Below are 24,296 nucleotides of genomic sequence, written 5' to 3' on the forward strand. Positions count from 1 at the left end.
TTTTCGAGATGAGTTCTGTGTTTTTTAACCGTTTTCTAAAGCCATTCCTGCTTATTGGGGGGCATCACTATGTACGCTGGCATCTATGCACTCAACCCAGAAACACACACCTCAACGCAAGTTTTATCCCCTTTGCAATTACTGACATTACCATCGTGACTTACACATTGAGGGACTGGTATGAGAATTACAAACAACGTTCAGTATCGGAAAATTAACCATTTCTCATACCATTTTTCATAAGTGGAATGCTTATTTTAAAGAGCTTACACAGCCTTACAAAGCTAAGTTCTTTAAGTATTAGTTTCAAATCATTGATAAATATAAATAATAAGTTACAAACACTTAACCTTCATCATCTCACGAGGCATTCATACCTACTGAATGTCTCGCCTTTGTTTTATTCTTCCTCCCGCATCACTTTTCAAAAAATTGAACTATGGGCGTCCACGAACTTAGTTTTGATGCCTGCTTATTTTGATGATCACTTAGCATAAACTCGCCGGCGATTAACATGCGATTAAAACAACCTAGTAAATTCAGACATCAACGCGGGTTTACCCTCATCGAACTTATTGCTTGCCTTATTATTTTGGCAATAGTCTCCGCCGTAGCTACGGTAAAAATCAGAAACCTTCAAAGTGATGCACGTATCAGTAAAATACGCGGGATTGCCGGCAACCTGCGTACAGGCATCGATATGATTTACGCAAGATCCGTTATTGAAGCTGTTGAAAATGAATGCAATGTTGAGGAGGGTAAAAAAACGGAAGTCGAAGGTTTTTTTGTCTGCCATGGCTACCCTATTGCCTACATTGATTCGGTTGTTCGCCTAATGAACATCGACAATAAAGAAACCTTGTACGTCCGAAACAAAACCATTGATGGGCACCGTGTCGCCTCTATTTCCTTCAGTGGTACTCCTTACACATACGAGCCACAGGGCGATTTTTGCCAAGTCCTTTATCAGCCAGAAAAACAGCCCCAAGTCGTGACCCTGCTTGATGCATGCTAAACATTATTGTCACTGGCTTCTGATCCTTTCTATAAGCATTCCTACTTTTAAGTCATAAAACACTTGAAATATTCTGCATAAAGCATACTGTTATAGTCATGTATAACACCATAAGTTAATAATCATGACTCAATGGAACGATAATCAACCCATATTCAGACAGCTTGCCGATCAAATCATCGCTCAGATCCAGCAAGGGATATGGCAAGAAGAACAGGCTTTGCCTTCCATTCGTTCAGTCGCGGCTGATCTCAAGATCAACCACTTAACTGTGATGAAGAGCTATCAGCTTCTAGTAGATGATGGCTTGGTAGAAAAAAGGCGTGGGCAAGGTATGTTTGTTGCGAAAGGAGCGGTAGAGCAATTGAAACAAGTTTCGAGAGAAGCCTTCCTCAATGAACGTATTCCTGAAATCGCCACCACCTTACAAAATATTGATATGAGTATTGATGACTTCGTTCAGCAACTGACTCTGTGCATGAAGGACAAATAATGACGGCTTTATTATCTGTAGAAAAAGTGACTAAAACCTATTCAAATCATGTAGGTGTGAAAGACATTAGCTTCGAATTAAAAGCAGGCCAAGTACTTGGTTTACTTGGGCATAATGGCGCGGGGAAATCGACACTTATTAAAGCACTACTAGGTGGTCACCATTATAGCGGTGACATCTCAGTCAATGGCTGCCACCCTATTAAACAGCATACAGAAATGATGAAGCACCTGTCTTACATTTCAGATGTGAACGTTTTACCTGAGTGGATGACGGTTAAGCAAATCATCAAATACACAGCCGGCGTTCACCCAAGCTTTAATAAAGAAAAAGCACTCAAAACATTAGAAAGCACCAACATAAAATTGTCCTCTAAGATCAAGCAACTTTCTAAAGGAATGAAAGTTCAGCTACATCTTGCCATCATTATCGCGACAGACACTAAAGTGTTAATTTTGGATGAGCCAACGCTCGGGCTTGACCTCATTTATCGCGACACTTTCTACCGACACTTGCTGGAATGGTTCCATGACGGCGAACGCACTTTAATCATTGCCAGCCATGAAGTCTCTGAGATTGAGCATTTACTGACAGATGTTCTCATCCTTAAACAAGGTGAATGTGTATTGCAGCAAAGTATGGAAACCATAGATCAAGATTACTTTATTCTTGATGCCGCCACTTCCCATTCAAATGACATAGAAGCACTTAATCCGCTTTCAAGCCAACAAGGGCTAGGCACAACAAAATGGTTACTGAAAGGTCAATATAGAACTCAAGTTGAAAACCTTGGTCAATGCTATCAAGTCAAACTTGCTGATTTGTTTCTTGCCACTCAAACGGGGAAAGCATAATGCATCCAACTCTACATATGCTTGAAAAAGAACTTATCGAGCACAAAATCGTTACGCGCTTACCTTTGTTTGTTGTGCTATGCGGCGTGTTGCTTTTCGTCAGTTTAATCACGAGCAATACAGCCCAACACAGCTTCTTTTTTGAGATGAACGTCACCGGTGATGTGAGCGATATTCATATGGACTTTGCTCGTGACCTTAACATGGTGATCACCTTTGGAGCAGGGGTTATTGCCCTTCTTCTTACCACGCTATACATACCTAAAACGTTGCGTAAAGAGCGCCAAGAAGGCAGTTCTATGTTTTGGCGCAGCATGCCGGTGTCTAACACCATCACTCACTTAGTGAAGCTTGGTTTTGGTTTAGTCGCTATTCCTGCTATATGTGCGCTTCTAGTTCTGAGTGCCGACCTACTGCTGTGGGCACTGAACATGACCAATGACAAACAGCTAGCACTCTTAGTTCACCAAGAATCATTGTTTTATGTATTAACCAATTGGATAGTCTTTTTTGCGCGTATGCTTGTGGTTGGTATAGCTTTGCTTCCTCTCGCAGCAATAACGCTGGCAATATCTCAGCTAGTCAGCTCGCCTATTTTAGTCATCTTAGTATCAGGCTATGCCATTAAGTGGCTGACTATTGGCTTATTCGGCTTTTATGGCATTAGTGAGTTTTTCTCTGAAATACTGTCTCTGCCCCTTAACCTTCTTCTTGCCAGCAATCTGCTTAACGTTTTTGCCAACGTTCATATTTTGTCACTGGTGATATATATCGCTTTGGGTGTAGTGGGTTTTATTGCAAGCCGTAAGCTATATCAAACAGATGATGTGAGCTTAAAAAGCTTATTCAATCGTTAACAACGACTAACTAATTCTAGCTTCTAGCTTCTAGCTTCTAGCTTCTAGCAAGAGAATCAAAGCTCCTGAGAAATCGGGAGTTTTTTTATATGTGAGATAAAAAGTATGAGTGATTAAAGTATGTAAGGAGTACAAAAGGGAGGGTTTTAAAGAGCTGACATAAGATGCAAAGGATTATGCGATGTCAGCTCGATGGTGTGTAACGTAATACTTCAAATTTCGATAATGAATCCATTACTTTACGTTTTGACCAAACTTAGCTTTTGATAGCGTGGTGTTTGGCTTATTTCTTTGCTACTTCTTTCGCTGTATCTTTCCAGTATTGGATGCGAACGCGATGTAGTTGTGCTCTTCTCATTTTTTTCATTTTCATTTCCTTTTCATTTATCAGCAGCTCTTCATGAGCTTTTGTTTGCCGACTAATCGAATCTAGCCGTGTTTCACCTTGAAAGCAATGATTCACATCACAAAATATAAAGAGTGATGAGTACCATATACATGACGATATGATCTAGTTATCAATATTCGTCTTTGCATACTTGTTTGTATACTTAGAAGATTAACGAGCCTAAATGACAAAATCATTTCAATCCTACGACAATTCAATGAACGAAAAAGTTCAAACTAGCGTGCATAACTTCATACAAGCATTACCACAAAGCTTATTACTTAACGTCATTTAAATAACGTGTAATTGCCTCTATCGCCATTTTTACGCTGCTAGGAATTGCCCCTGAATATGGATGCAAAACATATACCGGAGTGGGCTCTAATTGGTATTCAGGTAACCACTCAATGAAAGAATCAGCGTATTCATTAAAGATAAAGTCAGGAAGAATACCCACACCAAGCCCTTGTTTTATCATGGATATACAACCATAAACGGTATTTGATCTATGCACCATATTGGGCTTCCACACCAAAGATTCTTTGGTATGTTTGTTAAATAACTTGTGCTCAATATTTTTAGGTTGCCAATTATTTGCCACATAAGGAAGCAGCTCTCTGCTTAATAATGCTTCTTTCTCATTTTTGCTGCAGCAAAGCACATCAACAAAACTTCCAATGCGTCTTTGTTTTAAGTTGCTTACTGGTGATTCACCAATTCTAATCGCAAGGTCGATATCCTCTTGCATTAAGTCCAACTGAGTATCATGCCCAATGAATTCAAGACTAAGGTTCGGGTAGCCTTTAAATACATTAGATAGTGCAGGCACAACAATCGAGTCCATCAATGCATGAGAAGCGGTGATCTTCAGCTTGCCTCGTGGTTCAATTTGCTGCTGTTTCACTTCATCCCAAGCTTGTTCCGCGACTTGGTGAATAGCGCAGCAGTGTTCATAAAACCGTTCCCCTTCGGAGGTGAGACTCTGTTTGCGTGTGGTGCGCTTTAGCAAGGTGACGTCTAAGTCAGACTCAAGCTGCTTAATGTGCTGGCTGACTACCGACTTTGACAGTTCCAACTTTTCTGCCGCTTTCGTGATCGATCCAGACTCCACTACTTTCATGAATACCATCATCTGTCTTAGTTTTTTCATTGTTCTATTTTTCCAAACAGTCTTTTATTTTTACTTTGTTTTTCCAAGCCAATCATAACGGTAAAGTAAGCGACATACACGGTTTAGGAGAAACAAAATGACAAACGAACAAGTATTAGACGCATGTAAAGCCGCTATTTCAGCATGGCAACAAGCATTCAACTCTCAAGACGCTGCTGGCTGTTCTGCACAATATGCAGAAGGAACAGTAATGGAAGCGCGCCCATTTGGTACATTTACTGGCCGTGAAGAGATTCAAGCATTCTGGCAAAACATTATCGGCCAAGGCTTTGCTGACGTAGATTACACTGAAGTAAAATGGGATCCAATTGAAGACGATGGCTTCATTTTGACTGCAAACTGGACGATGAATAAAGCATTTGGTGTGGTTCACCGTGAACATTGGAAAATCCAAGATGATGGCAAAGCACGCCTAGTTTTTGATGATTTCGAAGTACAAGGTGAGCGATAAGCTCAACCAAGGTTCAGTTCCTTTAGCCTTAACACGATGTGCCAGAACTGAATTCGAAACTAGAAACTAGAAACTAGAAACTAGAAACTAGAAACTAGAAAACCTGCCTGAAATGGTTTCCAACTGAAACCGCAGGCAGGTTTTGTTATTTCAGAGTGATGTTTCTGCTGTTAGCTTGTTAGCTTGTTAGCTTGTTAGCTTAAAGATATTCGTTTATTTACCCCAACCTCTTCAACAAAGTCCTCATCATGACTCACCAAAATAAAACTGCCTTTGTATTGGTTCAACGCTTCAGCAAGGATTTGCTTAGATTCTATATCCAGATGGTTATCAGGCTCATCAAGCAGTAAAAGTGGCGCATCTTCAATGTGGCTCACCATCAACATAGACAGTTTCATTTTCTCACCACCACTCAAGTGCTTAACTTCTCGATGAACACTGTCTCTGCGAAAGCCGATACCAGCCAATAACGTTCGAGCTTCACTTTCAATCAACCCTCGGCAAGTGTGCATAAGGCTATCAAGCATCGAATCATCATTTTCAAACAAGCCAAAGTGCTGGTCTAAATACATGGTTTTAGTCATGACTTTAAGCTCACCACGGTATTGATTGTGCAGCCCTTGAATTGCTTTCAGCAATGTAGATTTCCCACACCCATTACTCCCATGAAGATAACAGCGATCTGATTGTGAAATAGCCATAGATATAGGGATATCCGAACCAAAATCTAATCGACATTCTTCAAGGTTAACTAAGGTTCGCTTCTTTACTTCACTTGATGATTGGAGGTACATGGCTTGAGGTTTAAGGATCTCTTTCTGTTTCATCAGTGATTGCAGCTTTTCTTGGTTACGTCCCATCTGGTTGTGCTGGTTCGTTAGCAAAGCCGAACGTGTTTTCTCGGCTTTCCCTTTCATGGCATCCATTAAAATCTTCGGCTGACTACCAGATTTTCGGATGCGATTACCATGCGCTTCACGCTGCTCCGCTTTTTCTCGGTTAATCTGCGCTTGGCGTTCTATCTTTTTCTTTTCCGTTTCTAAGTGATCAATCTGGCGATTAAGCGCAATACTTTGTTGAGTCGTTTGCTCCACGAAGTGATCGTAATTTCCTTTAAAGTATCGCAAACCTAGCTTAGTGAGTTGGTAAATGCCGCCAACTTGTCTAAGTAAGCTTCTATCATGGCTAACCAAAAGCACGCTTCGATGTGACCCTGAATTTGAACTCTCTTGAGAGAAGGTCTGTAAACGCTGAGCTAGCCAAGCTTTACCTACAGAATCCAAATGGTTAGAAGGTTCATCCAACAATAAAATATCGGTGTCAGACTCAAACAATTTATACAATTGCAGCAAAGCTAACTGGCCACCACTTAGCGTTGAGCACTGAGTGTCTAAATCACAAGGCACTCTTAAACCTGCAAGTATGGACTGAGTTCGAGATTCAATATCCCAATCTTCACCAATCAGATCGAAATATTGATCATCACAGTGCCCTTTTTCTATTGCTCGCAAAGCCAAACGGATTTCAGTTAGCCCTAAATAGTCCGAGATGGTGGTATCACTTGATAAAAGCTCAGAGGGAAGTTGCGAATAGAACCCAACTTTTCCTTGGCGTTGAACGTAACCTTCTGTCGCCACTTGGCTACCATTTAAAAGTGATACCAATACAGATTTCCCAGAGCCATTACGCCCAACTAAACCCGTGAGCCCTGGCTCTAAATTGAAATTAATGTCTTTAAACAACCATTCACCAGTAGAAAGTTGAAAAGACAATTGATGTGAAATTAATGCAGGCATGTGAATACCTCCTTTTACGAAAAAAATGCAAAAGGGGTTATTCCTTTATTCGAATAGTTCGAATATAAAAGGCAGAGCGTCGGATATTTGTGTGCAGATCTAGTCTTGCTGCTGAAAAGCTCTTACTGTTAGTTCTTAGCTTTTTACATATAGCTTTCAATTGCTAGCTGAAGAACTGGCTAAAAGCCGAATGCTGAATTCACTCATACTAATAAATTAGCTTATGAGTAAGCCAACTCGAATGAGAAAATCTACAGCGATATACAAGATAGGTATGACGAAAAGCAACGCCCACTAACCCCGAGAGTCTAAAATTTGATTTAAAAATGACTGTCAGGACGTTAGTACTTCATTATGGCGTTAGCTCCGAAAGATATGATGGCGAGATTATAAGCAATGATGCTGAGTAATTTCAAGGAGAGTTCACCTTAGATGAAATTTTTGATGAATAGCCCTCAAACCAGTAGAATCAACGCCCAATAATACCCTAGCGCGACTTGCTAGCATGATTTACCTTTTCACGAGTTGACGTACCCATATGCCTTCATCAAACACGCTGTTTACCCGCTTTAATCAATCTATCGAGGCATATTCGCTCCCTGAAAAATTCACCTTCCCTTTTTACTACGAGCCGCACCCTTTATGTGAACTCGCCGCCCAACAGCTGCAAGATCATTTGCTTGAGCAAACAGAGTGGGTTCATGACTTTGGCCTAGAAGAACGCACAGCTTCTGCTAAACAAGAAACGTCAGCTAAACATGAAACGAAAGCCACTAAAGAGCGTGGCAAAATGTTTGGCGTCTTGATTGTGAAAAATGAGCAAGGTGAACTCGGGTTTCTTTCGGCTTTCTCAGGTAAAATTGCTGACCAAAATTTACTTCCAGGCTTTGTGCCACCAGTCTTTGATATGCTAGCTGAAGGCAGTTTTTATCGAGGTCAATTAGCGGGTGTAACCAAAGTCAGCGACCAATATAAAGCCCTGCTGATAGCCCCTGAATATCTCGCATTAAAAGATCAATTGGCTCAAAACGTTACGCAATCTGAGATTGAATTAGAGGCACAGCGCCAGTCCATTATTGAAGGCAGAAAAGGGCGCAAAGCACAGCGTGCAGAAGGCGAAGCTAAACTAGACAAAGACGCGTTACTTGAGCTTACTGATAAGCTGGGAAAACAAAGTGTTGCAGACAAAAACAAACTTAAGTATCTCAAACTAGATTGGGATAATAGGCTGAAAGCATTAAGTGATAAGTTAAGTATTTTCACTGATGAAATAGCACAATTCAAAGAAGAACGTGCTCGTTTGTCGAATGTATTACAACATAAGCTCTTCCAGCAATACGCTTTTTTGAACACCCACGGTGACATTAAAGATCTGAATGAGATATTTGTGAATACGCCTAATCAAGTTCCACCAGCGGGTTCTGGCGAATGCGCCGCCCCTAAGCTGTTGCAGTATGCTTTTTCACACAATTTCACCCCAATTGCGATGGCAGAATTTTGGTGGGGAGCCTCACCTAAATCTGAAGTCCGTAAACATAAAAAATATTATGCATCTTGCCAAAGCAAATGTGAGCCAATACTCGGACACATGCTGCAAGGCATTGAGATGGACAGCAACCCACTATTAGAAAACCCTGCGGAAGGCAAAGATCTCGATATCATTTATCAAGACGATCATATTGTTGTGGTGAACAAGCCTGCCGAGTTTTTATCTGTACCAGGACGTACAATTAAAGATTCAGCGGCTCTGCGTATTGAGCAGCAATTTACAGATGTGGAAGGACCCTTTGTTATCCACCGATTGGATATGTCGACCTCCGGAATCTTGATTTTTGCATTAACCAAACGCGCTAACAAAAGCCTACAAAAACAGTTCATGGCAAGAGAAGTTAAAAAACGCTATGTGGCTTTGGTAGAAGGCGTATTGAGTGATGATGAAGGTTTTATCCACTTGCCGCTTAGAGGTGACATTAACGATAGACCAAGACAGATGGTGTGTCACGAGCACGGTAAAGTAGCCGAAACCAAATGGGAAGTGGTTGAACGATATGAAGACTCAACCAAAGTTTATTTATACCCAAAAACAGGCCGGACTCATCAGCTACGCGTTCATTGTTCACATACTGAAGGTTTGCATATGCCAATTAGAGGTGACGATTTATACGGTCATAAATCTAACCGTTTGCACTTACATGCTGAAACCCTTGAAGTTGAACATCCCGTAACAAAAGAGTGGTTAGTCTTTAAGGTTGAAGAGGATTTCTGATTAATCATTAATCATTAATCATTAATCATTAATCATTAATAGTTGAAATGACTATGCCTGTCATTTCAACTTCTTTCCCACACAGCCTACCCCTTTTGGCTATTTCTGCTCTTATCTTGCACTAAATCAAACTGCGAACAGTAAACGAGACTAGGATAGCCCGCTCGTTTTCTATTGAGTTATGACCATGCTACAAGCAGTAACTATTGCGAGCTCTAATGAGCATCAAGCTGCCAACATTCACACCATTGCTGATCGTAAGCCCAACCTAAAAACTGCAATGCTGAGCTTGATAGAAGAAGTGAAGACCGAGCTCCCTCTCTATGAGTCCGAGACTTTTATTTGCGGGCCTAAAGGAAGCTGTATTGGCTGTTCTAAAAAACTGCTGGAACTAGTCGACTCTGAATTGGTGTATTGGGAACACAGCATCGCAAGGGGTGAAGCACCTAACTTTGAAGAGCTTCGCCGATTTGGCAAGCTGTGCAACAGTGTTAGACGCGGGCTTCAGCGCAATGGGTTACTCAAGAAACGTTAATCCAAAAGCAAATCGAAGCATCACTAGTCTGTTGACCATACCCCTTTAAATTCCGGCCATCCCCAATTGGTAATCGCCACATTTTTAAGGATGCCTTGAAAGCGAACCGTTTGCAGATGATGAAACATGGGCAGCAACCAGTAATCCGAAACCAGAGTTGAAGCGATAGGCTCTAACCTTTCTAAGTAGTCAGATAACTCTACTGATGCTTTATGATTGTCCAACTGTCGCTTTAACCAATCGCTGTTCAATTGCCCTAACGCCGAATGAAGCACTGGGTCATTCATGAGCCATGAAAAAAGTGACGACGGAGCATTATCGTCTAAGTTCAAATTACACAGCACCAAGTCTTCAGTTAACTCACTAGCTTGTGAACGCTGCGCTAATTCTCGATAACTGTAAGTATTCACTTCCACTTCTACTCCATATCTTTTCAAGATATCCGAAATACTTATTGCGCAGCGATATAACGCGTAATAGTCATAAACAGCAATCGACAGTTGCTTAGGAATATCGACAGCATTCGATGGAGAACGGTGTATTTTTTGCCACTTAGGAAGAATATTATCGGCATATTCAACGCTAAAGGTCCCCTTGTTCGCTTCCAATTGAGACTGAATAGCGTCGGAGCTGACAATTTGAGCGAGGTACTTTCTTTGCTCATGCGTTAAAGGTACCTTTTCCGTCGTCTGGTTAAATAAGATAAACAAGCACCCGTCTTCAACTCTACTGTATTGCTCATCACTCTCAGAAGAAGCAAGATCTGTATCCGTCTTCCCTAATTGATGAAAACAGGCTGAGTTTTGCTCAGAAGACACCTGCATTTGGCTGTCATCAAAACGGGCAGAGCCTGTCATCGATTCCTCAAATTGCCAAATGGTGACTTCATCCGTAAGCGAACGGCAGCCGTAGTAATGATCAAACGCAGCCAGTTTAAGCCTGTCGTGATTTCGCTCCACGATCCTAAATGGTCCGGTACCAATAATATGTTGGGGCGCTGTTTTATGTTGAGGTACAGCTTTCACGGCTTTGCGAGTCACTTGCTCCACTGGTTGAATGGAATACTTCACGCCTGCTAATAAACCCGCAAACCCTTTATCCGCTTTCGATAACTTAAAACATAGTTGCAGTGGTTGCTCACTGTATACCGACTCAACATGCTCAAGCTCAGCCTGATAAAAAGACAATTCCTTTAATGCATTAAAAAGAGCAACCAGCTGTTTGGCTTCTATAGTTTGCCCATCATGAAAAGTTAAGCCAGGTCTAAGGTAGAAGATCCACAAATAACGCTCAGAATCATACTGCCAATGATGCGCCAATTCAGGCTCAAGCTTCCCTTCCGAATTGCAACTGGCTAAGCAACTGAATACTTGTCTTAATAGAAAGCGTTCACTACTGCGCTGGATATGGTGAGGAAAAAGATCTTCAAATTTACGCTTGTAAGTGAGCTGGACATGCAATAATCCTTCACGCATGGTCGCGCCAGATGTTTCTTGCAATAGAGAACCAAACACGCTTCGGTCTCCATCAAGAATAGAAAGCGCCTTCTCGTACTTTCCCTCTTCAATAAATTTCGCGGCAATATGCTGTTTTAAGCCAAGCATTGAATATCGCAACGTTAAATTGGAACGCTGGTTTCGCCCAGGTTTCGGTTCCCAAAGAATCCATTCTTCTTGATGCATTTTTCCTAATAACGTTCGAGCATGCCTTAAGCTTGTAAAAAGTAACTCGGCAATTTCAGGCAGAGTCACACTCACCTTCACTTCGGCTTCTAAACTCTCCAGCCTCAGGTAGTAACGCATTAAATTTAAATCTGACAAATGGTGAACCTTCTAATAACAAGTCATTCCGCTTTATGGCTATTGTAATAGAAATTAGCCATGTATCTTTAATAAAGCCAAAAAATAGGAACAATTAATTATTTTAACCTCTGTTTTTATCATCCTATTTATTAATCATAATACTTCCATACCAAGCCACCACTCCTGATAAAGAGTAATGATTATGAAGATACGAACTGAAAAATCAGAACTGAATAAACACTATTTACTCCGTCTTAAATCGGCTAAAACGCAATTTGAGAAAGAGGCGCTTAAAGCACTCATCCAACTATGTCAGTGGAGTAATTAGTACACTGAGAGACTTAAGATTAAGTGAGGCGAGGAATACCGTTTATGCTCCTACCCCCAATATGAGTTAGGACTCGGCTCACTTTCCCTTCAAAAACCACCTTAAAACTCCCCGTACCAATAACTCAAACACTCGATAAAAAAACATTGTCGAATCGACAAAATTTATTCGTTTTCCTAAATTCAGCAAAAGCCTTAAGGTGCGCTCCTAAGCCGAGAAGGGAGCAAGAAATAACCCTCTCCTAACTTGGAAACAGATATTAATAAGCAGAGTTAAATAGGCGAAGTTCCAACCATGAACACGCCCATACACTGTTTAAACACGAATGATTTATTACAAAACATTTTTTATTTCGCAGTTACCAACCGGGTATTTACTAAGGAAACGCCATGCGTATCGCAATTCTTTCTCGTAACGAAAATCTATACTCTACTTCTCGCTTAAAAGCGGCTGGAGAAGCTCGTGGTCATCAGGTCGATGTTATCGACACGCTGCACTGTGATATAGATATCGCGAGTAACAATCCGAAGATTCGCTACATGGGTGAAGAGCTACCTCAATACGATGCAGTTATCCCACGTATTGGTGCTTCTATTACCTTTTACGGTACTGCAGTTGTACGCCAATTCGAAATGATGGGCACTTTTTGTATTAATGAATCCGTAGCAATTAGCCGTTCACGCGACAAACTACGCTCGCTACAGCTATTGTCTCGTAAAGGTATTGGCTTACCAAAAACAGGGTTCGCTAGCCGCCCAGACAAGATTCAAGACTTAATCAAAAACGTAGGTGGTGCGCCACTTGTGATTAAGCTTCTTGAAGGCACGCAAGGTATCGGCGTTGTTCTAGCAGAAACAAACAAAGCAGCTGAAAGCGTTATTGAAGCGTTCATGGGGCTTAAAGCGAACATCTTGGTTCAAGAGTTTATTGAAGAAGCAAATGGTGCTGATATCCGCTGCTTCGTAGTTGGCAACAAAGTAATCGCAGCAATGAAACGCCAAGCAGGTGAAGGTGAGTTCCGCTCTAACCTGCACCGTGGTGGTACTGCGCAACTGGTTAAACTAACCAAAGAAGAACGCGCGACGGCAATTAATGCTGCGAAGATCATGGGGTTAAACCTATGTGGTGTAGATATTCTACAATCTAAGAATGGACCAGTAGTAATGGAAGTAAACTCTTCACCTGGTTTAGAAGGCATTGAGAAAGCAACGGGCAAAGACGTTGCTGACATGATTTTCGAATTTATCGAAAAAAACGCAAAGCCAAATGCGAACCGTACTCGCGGTAAAGGCTGATTGAACACCGTTAACTCATGATTGGAAAGAAAATGAACAATAAAATGATCATAGGGAATACTGAAGCATTATGCTTACCTGAGTTAGGGATTGCTCGTTTACATACTCGTGTTGATACGGGTGCAAAAACATCTTCACTGCATGTAGACAATATTGTCTGCTTGAAAGAAGACGGTGAAAAGTACGTTGAATTCGATTTACACCCAGATATCTATCATTTAGAAGAAACGGTGCGTTGTAAAAGTAAGTTAAAGGCGAGCAGAAAGATTAAATCATCAAATGGTGAATCTGAACATCGCTGCGTGATTGAAACCATGCTAGAAATTGGCGGGAAACAGTGGCCTATCGATATTACATTGAGCAACCGTCAAGATATGACTTACATGATGCTGCTTGGCAGACAAGGGATGAGCGATAAAGTGATCGTTGATCCAAATGAGTCATTCTTGCTTCGCAGCGACAGTTAATTCGGCATAATCTGGGTAAGCTGATGCTCCACAAAAGCTTACCCCATGAGAGATGATTGCCCAATTAAAAATGGCGAGCCATTATATGGTTCGCCTTTTTTTATTCTTAATTTAACTGTCTAGCTTTTGTCTGGTTATCGAGATTTAAAAGCAAGCGACCACATATATTTCACCAAGCTTTTCGATTTTATTTTTGTCACTCGCCAGTGGGTAACAGGGCTCCGCGGAGCGCTTTCCATTAAGTGTGTAAATGCTTGTTCAGTTAATTGAATTTGCCCACCATGCGCCACAAGCAAAGTATCCACCTCTAGTTTAAAAATACGTTCTACGGATGTTCGGTACTGATTCGGATGAAAAATTGGAAATGGTGGGATCAATTTCTTCTTCACTTCAACCATTAAGTCAGCCACATAAGCAATCTTATGCGAAGGGCAATACACGGTTAAGTCACGGTCAGTATGACCTGGAGTTTCAAGTACCTGCCACTCTAAAAATTCAGGAATAGCATCACCATCTTCTAACGTGAAATCCGGCTTCAACTTGCGTGAATACCACAAGTTCGCTTTGGGTTTCCCCAATCGGTTTGCCATCCACCGAGCCAAAGCCAAGTCAGTTAAATGCATTAGAAACCCATCCCAACCTTGGTACCAATCTTTATCTCGCTTGGCTGCGACCAGTCGGCATCCAGTCAAAGCTCTCAATTTATGCGCAGCGCCCGCATGGTCAGGATGCATATGAGTAACCACCACAGTGTGTAGATCACTAAAAGGCCGCTCTAAGTTCGATTCAATGAAGTCTTTTAGGTGAGGTATATCCGCTCGACATGCTCCATCTAGAAGTAATAATTTATCGGGATATTCCACCAAATACATGACTTGGATATAGCCTTTGATCGTATGAAGTTGCAAATCACATCCTTGTAAAAAAGCTAATTTTAACAAATTAGCAACACCTGGTCTGACCAGAATATAGCAGAGATATGGAAATAATGACTTTGCAAAGGTGATTTTAGATACGTTTATTGATACTGATAACAAAAAGCGAGCACAACGCTCGCCTCTTTCCTACCACTTAAACCTATGGATTAGCATTAATCCATGGTGCTTTCCGAAACCAGTAGCTGGCTTTCTATTGACTTAAGTAACTCCAAAGCTTCGTCGAATTCATAGCCGGATATATAGCCCTCAAGCTTCATCACATCCTCGCTCACTTCTGTACCTGTTAATAATTCGACGAGTACTTCGCACGTTTCTCCAGCATTCATATCATACTCATTCATCTCAACCGCTAACTTTTTCATTAAGCTTTGAACCTGATCCATATCGCGGTTTTGTTGGTTGCTTTCAGCTTCTTCTGCACCCGAATTGACTTGCGATAAGATATTTAAGTAATCAGTAATCACATTCAACGCTTGTATTGCTGCGCTTTCAATTTGATCAAATAGAGCATTGGTTTGGGGATTCATGGTTTGAGTCGATACAAGTGCATCAGCTTGAGCTTCTGTTTCTAAGAGCGCTAATTCTAGAGCTTCAGTTGCTTCAAAAAGATCAGTACAACTTATGTTGCCTGAAACTCCCTTCAAGGTATGAGTCACAAGAACAGCTTGAGTAATGTCATCACTTTCCAGTGCTTGTTTAATCTCCTCTACAGAGTTCAGCAACGTTTCACTCACCATGCTTAAGGCTTTGTTATAGGACTTCAGTCGTCCTCCCATTCTTGCAACTGCACTTTCAACATCGAAGCCTTCTAGAATAGGTAGTTCAGCTTCGGTTTCACTTAATTCAGATTCTTCCATGCCAATAAGCTCTGGCAAGTCACGATCTTTCGGAGTAATCCATTGGTTTAACACACGGAATAAGACATTCGGATCAATCGGCTTTGCAACGTGATCATTCATACCAGCGTTCAAGCATTTCTCTTTATCGCTTGCCATTGCATTGGCTGTCATCGCGATGATCGGAAGATCGACCATTTTCAGTTCATTTCGTATTTTATCCGTAGCAAGGTAACCATCCATCACAGGCATTTGAATATCCATTAACACCACATCAAATGTGCCATTTTGCACCGCTTCTACCGCTTCTAAACCATTGTTCGCGATCGTCACATTAAATTGTGCCAGCTCAAGTAATTCAGTGGCGACTTGCTGGTTCACTTCATTATCCTCCACCAGCAATATATCCGCTCCACGTACACCTTCTGTGATGTCTACATCCATCAAGTTAGTTTGGTTAATCGCAATAGGGTTATTTGTCGCTCTATCATCAAACGCATCAGAAATCGTATCGAATAGGCTGGAGGAAGAAACCGGCTTAGCTAAAAAACCATCTAAGTGAAGCTTTTGCGCTTGTTCTCTTACTTCGTCTTCAGCATATGCCGTTACCATGATGACTTTTGGAGATAAAGAGAGCTTAAGCTTTCGAAGGGATTCAATCGTATCGATACCACTCATATGCGGCATCTTATAATCCATGATCACCAAGTCATAAGGCTGACCATTCCCATCAGCTTCGGTTAACTCAACGAGAGAAAGCATCCCCGAGCTGACGGCTTCTGCCCGCAGCCCCATAGACTGAGTCATACTAATTAAGATATCGCGAGATTCTTCTGAGTCATCCACTATCAAGGTTTTTAAGCCTTGGTAGTCATTGGATAAACGTGGCAATTTCGCATAGGCATTTACATCAACTGGCAAGTCAACCGTGAAGAAAAAGGTACTGCCAACACCTTCTGTACTCTCACAGCCAATTTCTCCATCCATCAGCTCAACTAGGTTTTTCGAAATGGTTAGTCCTAACCCTGTACCACCATATTGCCGCGTTACAGAGCTGTCCGCTTGAGAGAACGCGGTAAATAGGCGCTGCATCTGTTCATCCGTCATTCCGATTCCAGAATCTTGCACCGTAAAACGAAGCTGAACGGTATTACCCTGGCGGGCAACCAACTCAACTTTTACGACCACTTCCCCTTCTTTAGTAAACTTCACTGCGTTATTAGCTAAGTTCAGTAAGACTTGACCAATGCGAAGGGGATCACCCAATAAAACAGGCGGCACGTCAGGGTCAATCGCAATCAAAAACTCTAAGTTCTTCTCGCGTGACTTCACGGTCACAATGTTGGAAATATTATCCATTACTCCATCAACAGAAAATGGAATCACTTCTAAATCCAGTTTTCCTGCCTCAATTTTAGAGAAATCCAAAATATCGTTAATAACGCCCAATAATGAATTTGAGGCATTGAGAATTTTATTGAGATAGTCACCTTGCTTGCGCGTGAGTTCAGTTTGAAGCGCTAAATAGCTCATACCAATAATGGCATTCATCGGAGTGCGAATTTCATGGCTCATATTGGCTAAGAAATCACTCTTAGATTTGGTTGCGTCTTCCGCTGCATTTTTTGCTTGCTCTAGGGCATCTTGCGTCGCTTTACGCTGAGTAATATCACGCACTATGCACGTATAAAAAAACTGCTCGCCAATAATGGCTTTTGCTGAAGATATTTCTATCGCGACGACACTCCCATCTTTACATTTCGCCAAGTATTCCAGCTCTTTACATACGCTAGGCTCTATAACGGTATCTTCAGCAGTATCGATTGGTTTCATTAACATATTGATATTTGCATGGAGTACTTCTAATTTCTGGTAACCAAAAATGCGTTCAGCAGCGGGGCTGAATTCAACAATATCGCCATTTTCATCCAATACAATAATGCCATCTATCGCCGTTTCAATAATGCTAGTTAAGCTCAAAGTACGCTCGCGAACACTTTGCTCAAGTTCTTCATTCGATTTCATTAATACGGTTTGTGTACGCCTGCCTAGCCATAAGCTCAAGCCTGTTAAACCAATGGTTAGAAAAACGGTGAAAGACAACAAAGAAACAATCAGGTTTCGAGTAAAGATGTAGCCTTTCAGTGCTTCTTGTTCATCAATTTCCGTTACAAAGCCAAACTGGTCGTTTTCTCGCCATACCCAACTGCCCAGTACCGGAATGCCTCGATAATCTAAATAACCTTCTCCGCTACTGCCTTTCGTATCACGAATGGCTCCTACATAAGCTTTGGTGAAACGCTCATCATCGGTTAAAAACTTATCTTCCGGAATGGCACCCGACACTGCTACTTTCGGTTTCAAAAGCTGCATATTTAAAATGGCATTAGACTCTTTTCCCAATAAATTAGCGTCTTTAAGCGTCTCTTCAAACCGACTTCGAGAAAGGAACATGCCTTGCTTATCAAAAGCATAAGATTCTCCAGATAGCCCTACGCTGCCTGACGAAAAAATTTGGCTGAATTCGAAAGCAGGATCATAACGAATCGTCATAGCCGCGATCACTTCGCCTACACCATCAAAAATAGGTGCGGCGATAAACATGGTGGCATCCACATCTTCACCACCATCAGAAAGATCAGAAGCGATCGGCGTGATCAATACGGTTTCACCTAAGAAAACTCTATCCAAAAGTTCCGGTCTTTGCTGTTGAATAACATTCACTTCCCCAAGATTACTGTCTCGCATTGAAGCAATGTTGATTCTATCTTTCGAAATAATGAAGAAGCCTCGATCGCCGTGCAATGCTTGTTGAGAAGCAAAGTACACACGCAAATCAATGAGCACCGTTGAGAACTTAATTTCTTCTTTGATCGGCTCCACAAGTAATAACTCATCAACCATTGGGTGAAGTGCTGGGTCATTCGCAATAGAATTAATATAAGAGACTCGGCCATCAATCCATATATCAATACTGGTATTCAGTGCCTCGGTAATGCCTGATAACGAGATTTGGATATTGTGCCTAGTTTGTTGTTCGACTTTTTCAATCACCACATACGCCGCTACCGAAACAATCGACAATACAGCGACAATAAAAGCGCTCGCGACAAGCATCAGTTTATTGGTGTATAAATTACTGATGGTATTATTAGATAGATAGCGATTCAGCAACAGAGGAAACAAGAAAAGAGCGGCAATAACTACCACTATTCCCACTGCGATTTTTAGGATAAGGCTAGTATTAATTTGGCTGGTTGATAGCAACTCTTTTTGCTTCACTTGACCTTCATTCGGCGTTACTGCAAGTGTATTATTTTCGGCATAGATTGCCGTGTACTCATCTTCTGACAGGCGCTTCTGCGCTTTATTTAATGCAGAAATCACGCCTTTATCTACATGATTATTGAACGCCATTAAATATTGAATCTTCTTGCTTGTGACAAGAGCAATGTCCAGATCAACCCATTCATTTTTATAAATAAAATGCTCTAAATTCAACCCATCAGCAATCAAACCATCTAAGCCACCATTACGTACTTCTTCTAAGCCTGATTGTTCGTCCATGACTTTGCCAAAAAAGACATCAGGATAGAGATTATTAAGCTCGGCAATGTAACGGTTAGAGCCAACGACTCCAATGATTCGTTCTGAAGACAAATCACTTAAGGAGGTGATGGGATTTGATGTATGACGCATTGCCACCGCGTAATAAGACGTGAGAATAGGCTTTTTAATCGAATAGTCTTTGGCTGAATCAAAAAAGTCGCTGTTACCAATGATGATATCTAGATTGTCGTTACTGAATGATTCAAACCCGCCATTCAGCATTCCGTCATTATGATATTCAAACGCAACACCAACTTTTTGACCAATCGCTTCTAACACCGCTTGATGAACATCAAACCGAAGCTCACTTGAAACAAACTGGTCGCTGTCATTAATTGCGCTAACAGTAAGTGTTGGCTTTTTCATGACAGATGCTATTTCATCTCGGTTTAATCGCACTGATCCTGCGATATCAAGCGCCAGAATGTTTTGTCGCAATTCGTCCACATCATTCATATCAATGTGCTGCATCGCTTTGACCAATATGGAGTGTAATAACGGCTTTTGCTTCGGTACGCCGATATTCATGTTATCCAGCTCACTATTACCGGTGTCTAGCTCACTTTTAATTTCTAAGTCGTAAAGTGCATTTTCGTTGATCACTTGTCTGGCAATAACTACACGGGATAGAACCGCATCCACCTCACCAAATTGCAGAGCTTTAAAGGCTTGTAACGAATCAGGACGAGGCGACAGTGTGACATCATAATCCTCTAACACTTCAGCCAAAAATGATCCTTCAACGAATGAGACTGTTTTTCCTTTCAAAGAATTCAAATCAGTATAAATAGCTGATTTTTTTGTCACGATCGCATTTGGATTACGAGCATAAGGTGGTGTGTATAAAAAAGAGTTTTTTTCACGCTCAGGGGTCTTAATGAGGTCTAGAATCAGATCAAATTCATTATTTGTGGCTTGCTCGTAAACTTTGCTCCAAGGTCCTGAATAAAATTCAAATTCAACCCCTATTAGGTCAGACAGCAAACGAGCATATTCCACCGAAAACCCTTTCGATTGACCGTTGTAAGTAAAACTAAACGGCTTCCAATCTTGATCGTGACCAACTTTGATAATTGGATTGTCACTTAGCCATTTCGATTCTTGCTCGGTGAGGTCTAGCTTTTTACCTCCAGAGCCCATCGTGCTATTTTTCAGCCACTTAGACAAAATAGCTTGTTTTACGTTTGGAGGGATTTCAGATAATGTCTTCTGAAGAATTGAATGCAATAGAGGCAATGAATTGTGAATAGCCATTGCCCCATCAATTTCATTGGTGCGACCTGCAATACGAACACTGCCAATTCCCCTTTGAACTAACTCATAGGAAGCTACAGGAAAGTAATGGATCATGGCATCTGCATGACCAAACAATAACTTATCAATGGCTTCACGAGAACTACCAGCCACCAGCATCTCAATCTCGGGGTAGTTTTCTTTTATATCATGCTCAGCAGACCATTCTGATACCACAACCACTTTTCGCCCTTTTAAATCATCAAGCGAAGTGACGCCTTGGGTGTCATTCCTAACCAGAATAACACTTGGATAATCTAAGTAGCTCTCGGTAAAAAGTAACGGCTGGTCAGTACGCCCATGTGATGAAATCAAAGGCAGAATATCTACCTTACCCGTATTTAATAGCTCGACCGACTGCTTCCAACTTTGCGTTTGTTTTACCTCAAAGCTCAGCCCGGTTTGCGCACTCACATAAGATAATACGTCCGCGACAATACCAATGTAATTGCCTTGCTCATCAAAAAATTCAACAGGAGCAAAATCAGGATCAGCAGCAAATTTAATTACCGAGTTCTTGCTAATCCAGTCTTGCTCGGCTTTCGAAAATAACACCTGTTTAAGAGGTGTAGAAGTGCTGTTCTGATCTTCATTATGGATAACTCGAGGTGAGTGAGCAGAGCCTAAAGCATGGGAGTCACCCCAACTTGGTTGAGATAGAAAAAATGATGTGAAAAGTACGATCAAAAATGATCGGATCATGCTGCTCATGAAACTGTCCCTGTCAAAATAAAACTTACTTTCCTAGCCTTCGTTCCGTGAAGGTTTCATAACATTAACAGTCTTGCGAACATCATTCTATTAAAGTTAACACTTTATTATTAAGCGAGTTTTATTCTCCCTCTTTCTTAAAAAATCACATTAACCGAATAAAACCCCTGTCCTTTCTCGCTTAACAGTCCCCTAAATCACTTAATTTATAAATGGCGCGCATAAATAAGCAATTTATACTCAATTATACGGTAAAAGGTCTTTTTTTATTGCACTCTATCCCTAACTCGAATAGTTTTTAATGAAGCTTTACTTCTAGCATTGCACAATATTTAGATTCAACATGGACGCTGAAGACCCTCTAATTATGAACAGTTTACTGATAAACCAACAATCCAATGGAGCAACCTACGCATCAAAGCGGGTGCTTATTGTTGATGATTTCGAATCAATGACTCAAACTTTAGCTGCAATTTTAGAAACCCTAAAGTTCAAAAAGATTCATAGGGCCAAAGACGGACGAGAAGCCTTAATTAAGCTCAAAGATTATAAGATTGATTTGATCATCTCTGACTGGAACATGCCAAAAATGGATGGTCTTGAGCTGTTAAAAACCATACGTCGTGATGAAGATTTAGCGCATATTCCTTTAGTCATGGTGACCGGAAATATCGATCAAGATGATGTAATGAGCGCTATTCGCCATGGCGTGACTGAATATCTAGTCAAACCGTTTTCCCGCACTATGCTAATCAACCGAGTACACAAAGCATTTAAGGCTCCCACACCTCAGTTAATTAAAGATGATAACGGTTCTGCCGAAATTACCCGCCGCATCAATAACATCCCTAAACCCATGCCAAACAGCATTCTCCTAGTCGATGACGAGCCAAATAACTTAATGGTTCTTGGGGAACTATTGAAAGGTGACTACAAGCTTCAAGCATGTCGAACGGGTAAGAAAGCGCTTGAAATATGTGACAAAGACACCCCGCCAGATTTGATTCTGCTCGACATTATGATGCCTGAAATGTCTGGCTTAGAAGTCTGTGAAGCTCTAAAAAATAACCCCCTAACCGAACACATTCCCGTCATCTTCGTTTCGGCATTGACACAAACTGACGATGTTTTAAAAGGGCTCGCTTTAGGGGCAGTGGATTACATAACGAAACCGATAACACCAGAGATAGTTAAGGCGCGTGTCCGAAACCACATGAAGATCGTGCAGCAACGTATGACCATGCAACTGCAAATTGAAACCATGGTGGAAAACACACGTATTCGTGATGACATACACCGCATGTTTAAACATGATCTAAGTAACCCGCTAACTGCGATTATTACGAATATTCCAGCATTAGAAGGCAAAACGAAAAACTGCGAAGACGAGTTGGATATGATTCGCGAATCATCATTAATGATTCAAAAAATGATGAACAGCCAAGAAACTCTGATGAAGCTTGAAGAAAATAAATGTTCTGTTGAATTAAAGCTGATTGACGCTCATTCTTTAATCAAAAAGCTCTGCTTTGGCTTACAAGCTAAGTGCGAGAAGAGCAATATTTTCATCCATTACAATGTGCCACCTGCACATAAGTTTATGGGAGACTCACTGCTGAGTTACACAATGTTTTCTAACTTAATCAATAATGCAGTTGAAGCTTCACCGCCAGGCAGTAATGTGAAAATATCGAGCATTCTCGATGCTGAAGCCCGCACAGTTCGTTTCAATATCCATAATATGGGTGAAATTCCACCTTCGATTCATTCGACTTTCTTCAATAAATTTGTGACTGATGGAAAAGTAACAGGCACAGGCATTGGCACTTATTCTGCTCGCTTAGCCGCTGAAGCACAAAATGGTGAAATCAGCTTCAAGACGTCTTATGAAGAAGGCACTACGTTGATGATTGTCTTCCCGCTTTTGGAGTAAAGCCCAGCTCCACTATGAAAAACTCAAATAAGTTAATTAAAGCAAGCTGAAGTACGCTTGCTTTAATTTTTAGTAATCCTAAAACTAAAAAGCCTCTCTTTCTCTCTTCATACTAGCTCATTACTTGTGAACTAAGCCCTACAAAATAGTAACACCTGCGTTACATCATATATTTAAAATTTATGCAGCGATCTGCTCATGCCTTTGACTAAAGTCTAATAACCTTTGGTCTTAAGTTAGGATTAGGCTTGGATCAAGTTCTGCCTTTTCTTGATACTTTTATAGGCAGAGATTAACCACCGCATAGGACGCTAATATAATGAAAAATTTATCCAAAAAAGTCATTGCTGCATTTATTTCAGGCGCTGTATCTTTTTCTGCTTTTGCTGACAACTTTACGATTGGCACTGGTAGTCAAAGCGGTACCTATTATCCACTAGGGGGCACACTGGCTAAGATTTGGGGTGAAACAATTCCTGACTTTAACATGCGGGCAGAAGTAACGGCGGGCTCTGTTGAAAACAGCATTAAGGTGGCAACAAATAAACAGCTAGCGGGTATTGCAATGGGCAGCGTGGTTCAAAAAGCCCATGATGGTAAAAAGCCGTTTCCAATGAAAATGGATGTCGCTGTCGTTTCAGCACTTTATCCAAATGTGGTGCATTTCATGGTGCCAGCTGCTTCTGACATCAAAAGTATCTCTGATTTAAAAGGTAAAAAAGTATCACTTGGTGCTCCGGGGTCAGGCACACGTACTAGCGCGATTGGTATTTTAGGGGCTCTTGGCATGTCTGAAGATGACCTTAAAGCGCAAAGCTTAAACTATACGGCAACAACGTCTGCTCTTGCGAATGGTCAGATTGATGCTGGCGTTATCGTAGGTAGCTTAGGTGTTGGTGCTGTAACCGAGTTAACTTTAACGCGTGATATTCGAGTTCTATCATTCTCTGCTGATGAGCTAGCAAAAATTTCTGAAGCTATGCCTTCTTTCCAAGCTCTTGAAGTACCTGCGAACAGCTACAATAATGTGCCAGCGTTCAACACTCCTGCAGTTTGGAACGTATTAGTAGTCAACAAAAATGCGGATACAGAACTCGTCTATAACATGACTAAATCTATGTTTGAGAACATCGACCAAGTACGCCAAAGCATAAAAGTAACGAGCTACACGACCGTTGATAACATGCAAATGTTAGGTGGTGTTCCTCTACATGCTGGCGCTAAAAAATACTTAGATGAAGTAAAATAAAGGATTACT

General features: G+C 41.2%; 17 protein-coding genes. 12 read left to right on the forward strand and 5 right to left on the reverse strand.

The features are described from left to right. Positions 1-514 precede the first annotated feature (514 nt). From L4C37_RS04725 to L4C37_RS04740, 4 genes are all read left to right on the forward strand, one after another. Positions 515-1,015, forward strand: coding sequence for a prepilin-type N-terminal cleavage/methylation domain-containing protein (locus L4C37_RS04725; RefSeq protein WP_137373656.1), 501 nt, complete (start codon positions 515-517; stop codon positions 1,013-1,015). Positions 1,016-1,139: 124 nt separating this feature from the next. Further along, on the forward strand, positions 1,140-1,508 hold the full coding sequence (locus L4C37_RS04730) for a GntR family transcriptional regulator (RefSeq protein WP_137373655.1): 369 nt from the start codon (positions 1,140-1,142) through the stop codon (positions 1,506-1,508). Continuing rightward, positions 1,508-2,362: an ABC transporter ATP-binding protein gene (locus tag L4C37_RS04735; RefSeq protein WP_273294662.1), complete on the forward strand. Its 855-nt coding sequence runs from the start codon at positions 1,508-1,510 to the stop codon at positions 2,360-2,362. Before L4C37_RS04730 ends, L4C37_RS04735 begins: the two co-directional genes overlap by 1 nt. After that, positions 2,362-3,219: a hypothetical protein gene (locus L4C37_RS04740; protein ID WP_429768020.1), complete on the forward strand. Its 858-nt coding sequence runs from the start codon at positions 2,362-2,364 to the stop codon at positions 3,217-3,219. Before L4C37_RS04735 ends, L4C37_RS04740 begins: the two co-directional genes overlap by 1 nt. Positions 3,220-3,884: 665 nt before the next feature. Here the strand turns inward: L4C37_RS04740 and L4C37_RS04745 are convergent. Next, positions 3,885-4,757, reverse strand: coding sequence for a LysR family transcriptional regulator (locus L4C37_RS04745; RefSeq protein ID WP_429768021.1), 873 nt, complete (start codon positions 4,755-4,757; stop codon positions 3,885-3,887). 97 nt (positions 4,758-4,854) lie between these two features. Between L4C37_RS04745 and L4C37_RS04750 the strand changes: the two genes are divergently transcribed. After that, the gene (locus tag L4C37_RS04750; protein ID WP_429768022.1) at positions 4,855-5,229 is read left to right on the forward strand and encodes a YybH family protein; all 375 of its coding nucleotides are present in this window, start codon (positions 4,855-4,857) and stop codon (positions 5,227-5,229) included. A 194-nt stretch (positions 5,230-5,423) separates the two neighbouring features. On the opposite strand, the gene L4C37_RS04755 is transcribed toward L4C37_RS04750, so the two are convergent. Continuing rightward, entirely contained in the window at positions 5,424-7,025 is a 1,602-nt protein-coding gene (locus L4C37_RS04755; protein ID WP_429768023.1) for an ATP-binding cassette domain-containing protein, read from the reverse strand. Between the two features lie 538 nt (positions 7,026-7,563). On the opposite strand from L4C37_RS04755, the gene L4C37_RS04760 reads away from it, so the two are divergent. Both L4C37_RS04760 and L4C37_RS04765 read left to right on the forward strand, forming a co-directional pair. After that, positions 7,564-9,291 carry an RluA family pseudouridine synthase gene (locus tag L4C37_RS04760; RefSeq protein ID WP_429768024.1) on the forward strand — a complete coding sequence of 576 codons (1,728 nt, stop codon included), beginning with the start codon at positions 7,564-7,566 and terminating at the stop codon, positions 9,289-9,291. Between the two features lie 187 nt (positions 9,292-9,478). Then, positions 9,479-9,826, forward strand: coding sequence for a hypothetical protein (locus tag L4C37_RS04765; protein ID WP_429768025.1), 348 nt, complete (start codon positions 9,479-9,481; stop codon positions 9,824-9,826). 23 nt (positions 9,827-9,849) lie between these two features. Here the strand turns inward: L4C37_RS04765 and L4C37_RS04770 are convergent, their stop codons facing one another. After that, positions 9,850-11,646: an SgrR family transcriptional regulator gene (locus L4C37_RS04770; protein WP_429768026.1), complete on the reverse strand. Its 1,797-nt coding sequence runs from the start codon at positions 11,644-11,646 to the stop codon at positions 9,850-9,852. A gap of 184 nt (positions 11,647-11,830) precedes the next feature. Between L4C37_RS04770 and L4C37_RS04775 the strand changes: the two genes are divergently transcribed. The 3 genes from L4C37_RS04775 to L4C37_RS04785 all read left to right on the forward strand — a co-directional run bounded on the left by L4C37_RS04775 (position 11,831) and on the right by L4C37_RS04785 (position 13,718). Further along, a complete protein-coding gene (locus L4C37_RS04775; protein ID WP_257217113.1) occupies positions 11,831-11,956 on the forward strand; it encodes a hypothetical protein in 126 nt (41 codons plus the stop codon). 389 nt (positions 11,957-12,345) lie between these two features. Next, a complete protein-coding gene (rimK, locus tag L4C37_RS04780) occupies positions 12,346-13,251 on the forward strand; it encodes a 30S ribosomal protein S6--L-glutamate ligase (RefSeq protein ID WP_019824669.1) in 906 nt (301 codons plus the stop codon). A 32-nt stretch (positions 13,252-13,283) separates the two neighbouring features. Then, a complete protein-coding gene (locus L4C37_RS04785) occupies positions 13,284-13,718 on the forward strand; it encodes an ATP-dependent zinc protease family protein (RefSeq protein ID WP_137373646.1) in 435 nt (144 codons plus the stop codon). Between the two features lie 134 nt (positions 13,719-13,852). Here the strand turns inward: L4C37_RS04785 and L4C37_RS04790 are convergent, their stop codons facing one another. Further along, positions 13,853-14,626: an MBL fold metallo-hydrolase gene (locus L4C37_RS04790; RefSeq protein ID WP_429768027.1), complete on the reverse strand. Its 774-nt coding sequence runs from the start codon at positions 14,624-14,626 to the stop codon at positions 13,853-13,855. A 182-nt stretch (positions 14,627-14,808) separates the two neighbouring features. After that, complete coding sequence (locus tag L4C37_RS04795) at positions 14,809-21,105, reverse strand: response regulator (RefSeq protein ID WP_429768028.1); 6,297 nt, start codon at positions 21,103-21,105, stop codon at positions 14,809-14,811. Between the two features lie 367 nt (positions 21,106-21,472). Between L4C37_RS04795 and L4C37_RS04800 the strand changes: the two genes are divergently transcribed. Continuing rightward, positions 21,473-23,038, forward strand: coding sequence for an ATP-binding response regulator (locus L4C37_RS04800; RefSeq protein ID WP_429768029.1), 1,566 nt, complete (start codon positions 21,473-21,475; stop codon positions 23,036-23,038). A 319-nt stretch (positions 23,039-23,357) separates the two neighbouring features. Further along, entirely contained in the window at positions 23,358-24,287 is a 930-nt protein-coding gene (locus L4C37_RS04805) for a TAXI family TRAP transporter solute-binding subunit (RefSeq protein ID WP_429768030.1), read from the forward strand. Positions 24,288-24,296: the final 9 nt, after the last annotated feature.

The sequence above is a fragment of the Vibrio kagoshimensis genome (genome assembly GCF_050337535.1).
Lineage (GTDB): Bacteria > Pseudomonadota > Gammaproteobacteria > Enterobacterales > Vibrionaceae > Vibrio > Vibrio gallaecicus.

Bases quoted from the DNA above. Each gene is read 5' to 3' on its own strand.
- L4C37_RS04725 (WP_137373656.1), top strand. From the start codon at position 515: ATGCGATTAAAACAACCTAGTAAATTCAGACATCAACGCGGGTTTACC.
- L4C37_RS04730 (WP_137373655.1), top strand. From the start codon at position 1,140: ATGACTCAATGGAACGATAATCAACCCATATTCAGACAGCTTGCCGAT.
- L4C37_RS04735 (WP_273294662.1), top strand. From the start codon at position 1,508: ATGACGGCTTTATTATCTGTAGAAAAAGTGACTAAAACCTATTCAAAT.
- L4C37_RS04740 (WP_429768020.1), top strand. From the start codon at position 2,362: ATGCATCCAACTCTACATATGCTTGAAAAAGAACTTATCGAGCACAAA.
- L4C37_RS04745 (WP_429768021.1), bottom strand. From the start codon at position 4,757: ATGAAAAAACTAAGACAGATGATGGTATTCATGAAAGTAGTGGAGTCT.
- L4C37_RS04750 (WP_429768022.1), top strand. From the start codon at position 4,855: ATGACAAACGAACAAGTATTAGACGCATGTAAAGCCGCTATTTCAGCA.
- L4C37_RS04755 (WP_429768023.1), bottom strand. From the start codon at position 7,025: ATGCCTGCATTAATTTCACATCAATTGTCTTTTCAACTTTCTACTGGT.
- L4C37_RS04760 (WP_429768024.1), top strand. From the start codon at position 7,564: ATGCCTTCATCAAACACGCTGTTTACCCGCTTTAATCAATCTATCGAG.
- L4C37_RS04765 (WP_429768025.1), top strand. From the start codon at position 9,479: ATGCTACAAGCAGTAACTATTGCGAGCTCTAATGAGCATCAAGCTGCC.
- L4C37_RS04775 (WP_257217113.1), top strand. From the start codon at position 11,831: ATGAAGATACGAACTGAAAAATCAGAACTGAATAAACACTATTTACTC.
- rimK (WP_019824669.1), top strand. From the start codon at position 12,346: ATGCGTATCGCAATTCTTTCTCGTAACGAAAATCTATACTCTACTTCT.
- L4C37_RS04785 (WP_137373646.1), top strand. From the start codon at position 13,284: ATGAACAATAAAATGATCATAGGGAATACTGAAGCATTATGCTTACCT.
- L4C37_RS04795 (WP_429768028.1), bottom strand. From the start codon at position 21,105: ATGAGCAGCATGATCCGATCATTTTTGATCGTACTTTTCACATCATTT.
- L4C37_RS04800 (WP_429768029.1), top strand. From the start codon at position 21,473: ATGAACAGTTTACTGATAAACCAACAATCCAATGGAGCAACCTACGCA.
- L4C37_RS04805 (WP_429768030.1), top strand. From the start codon at position 23,358: ATGAAAAATTTATCCAAAAAAGTCATTGCTGCATTTATTTCAGGCGCT.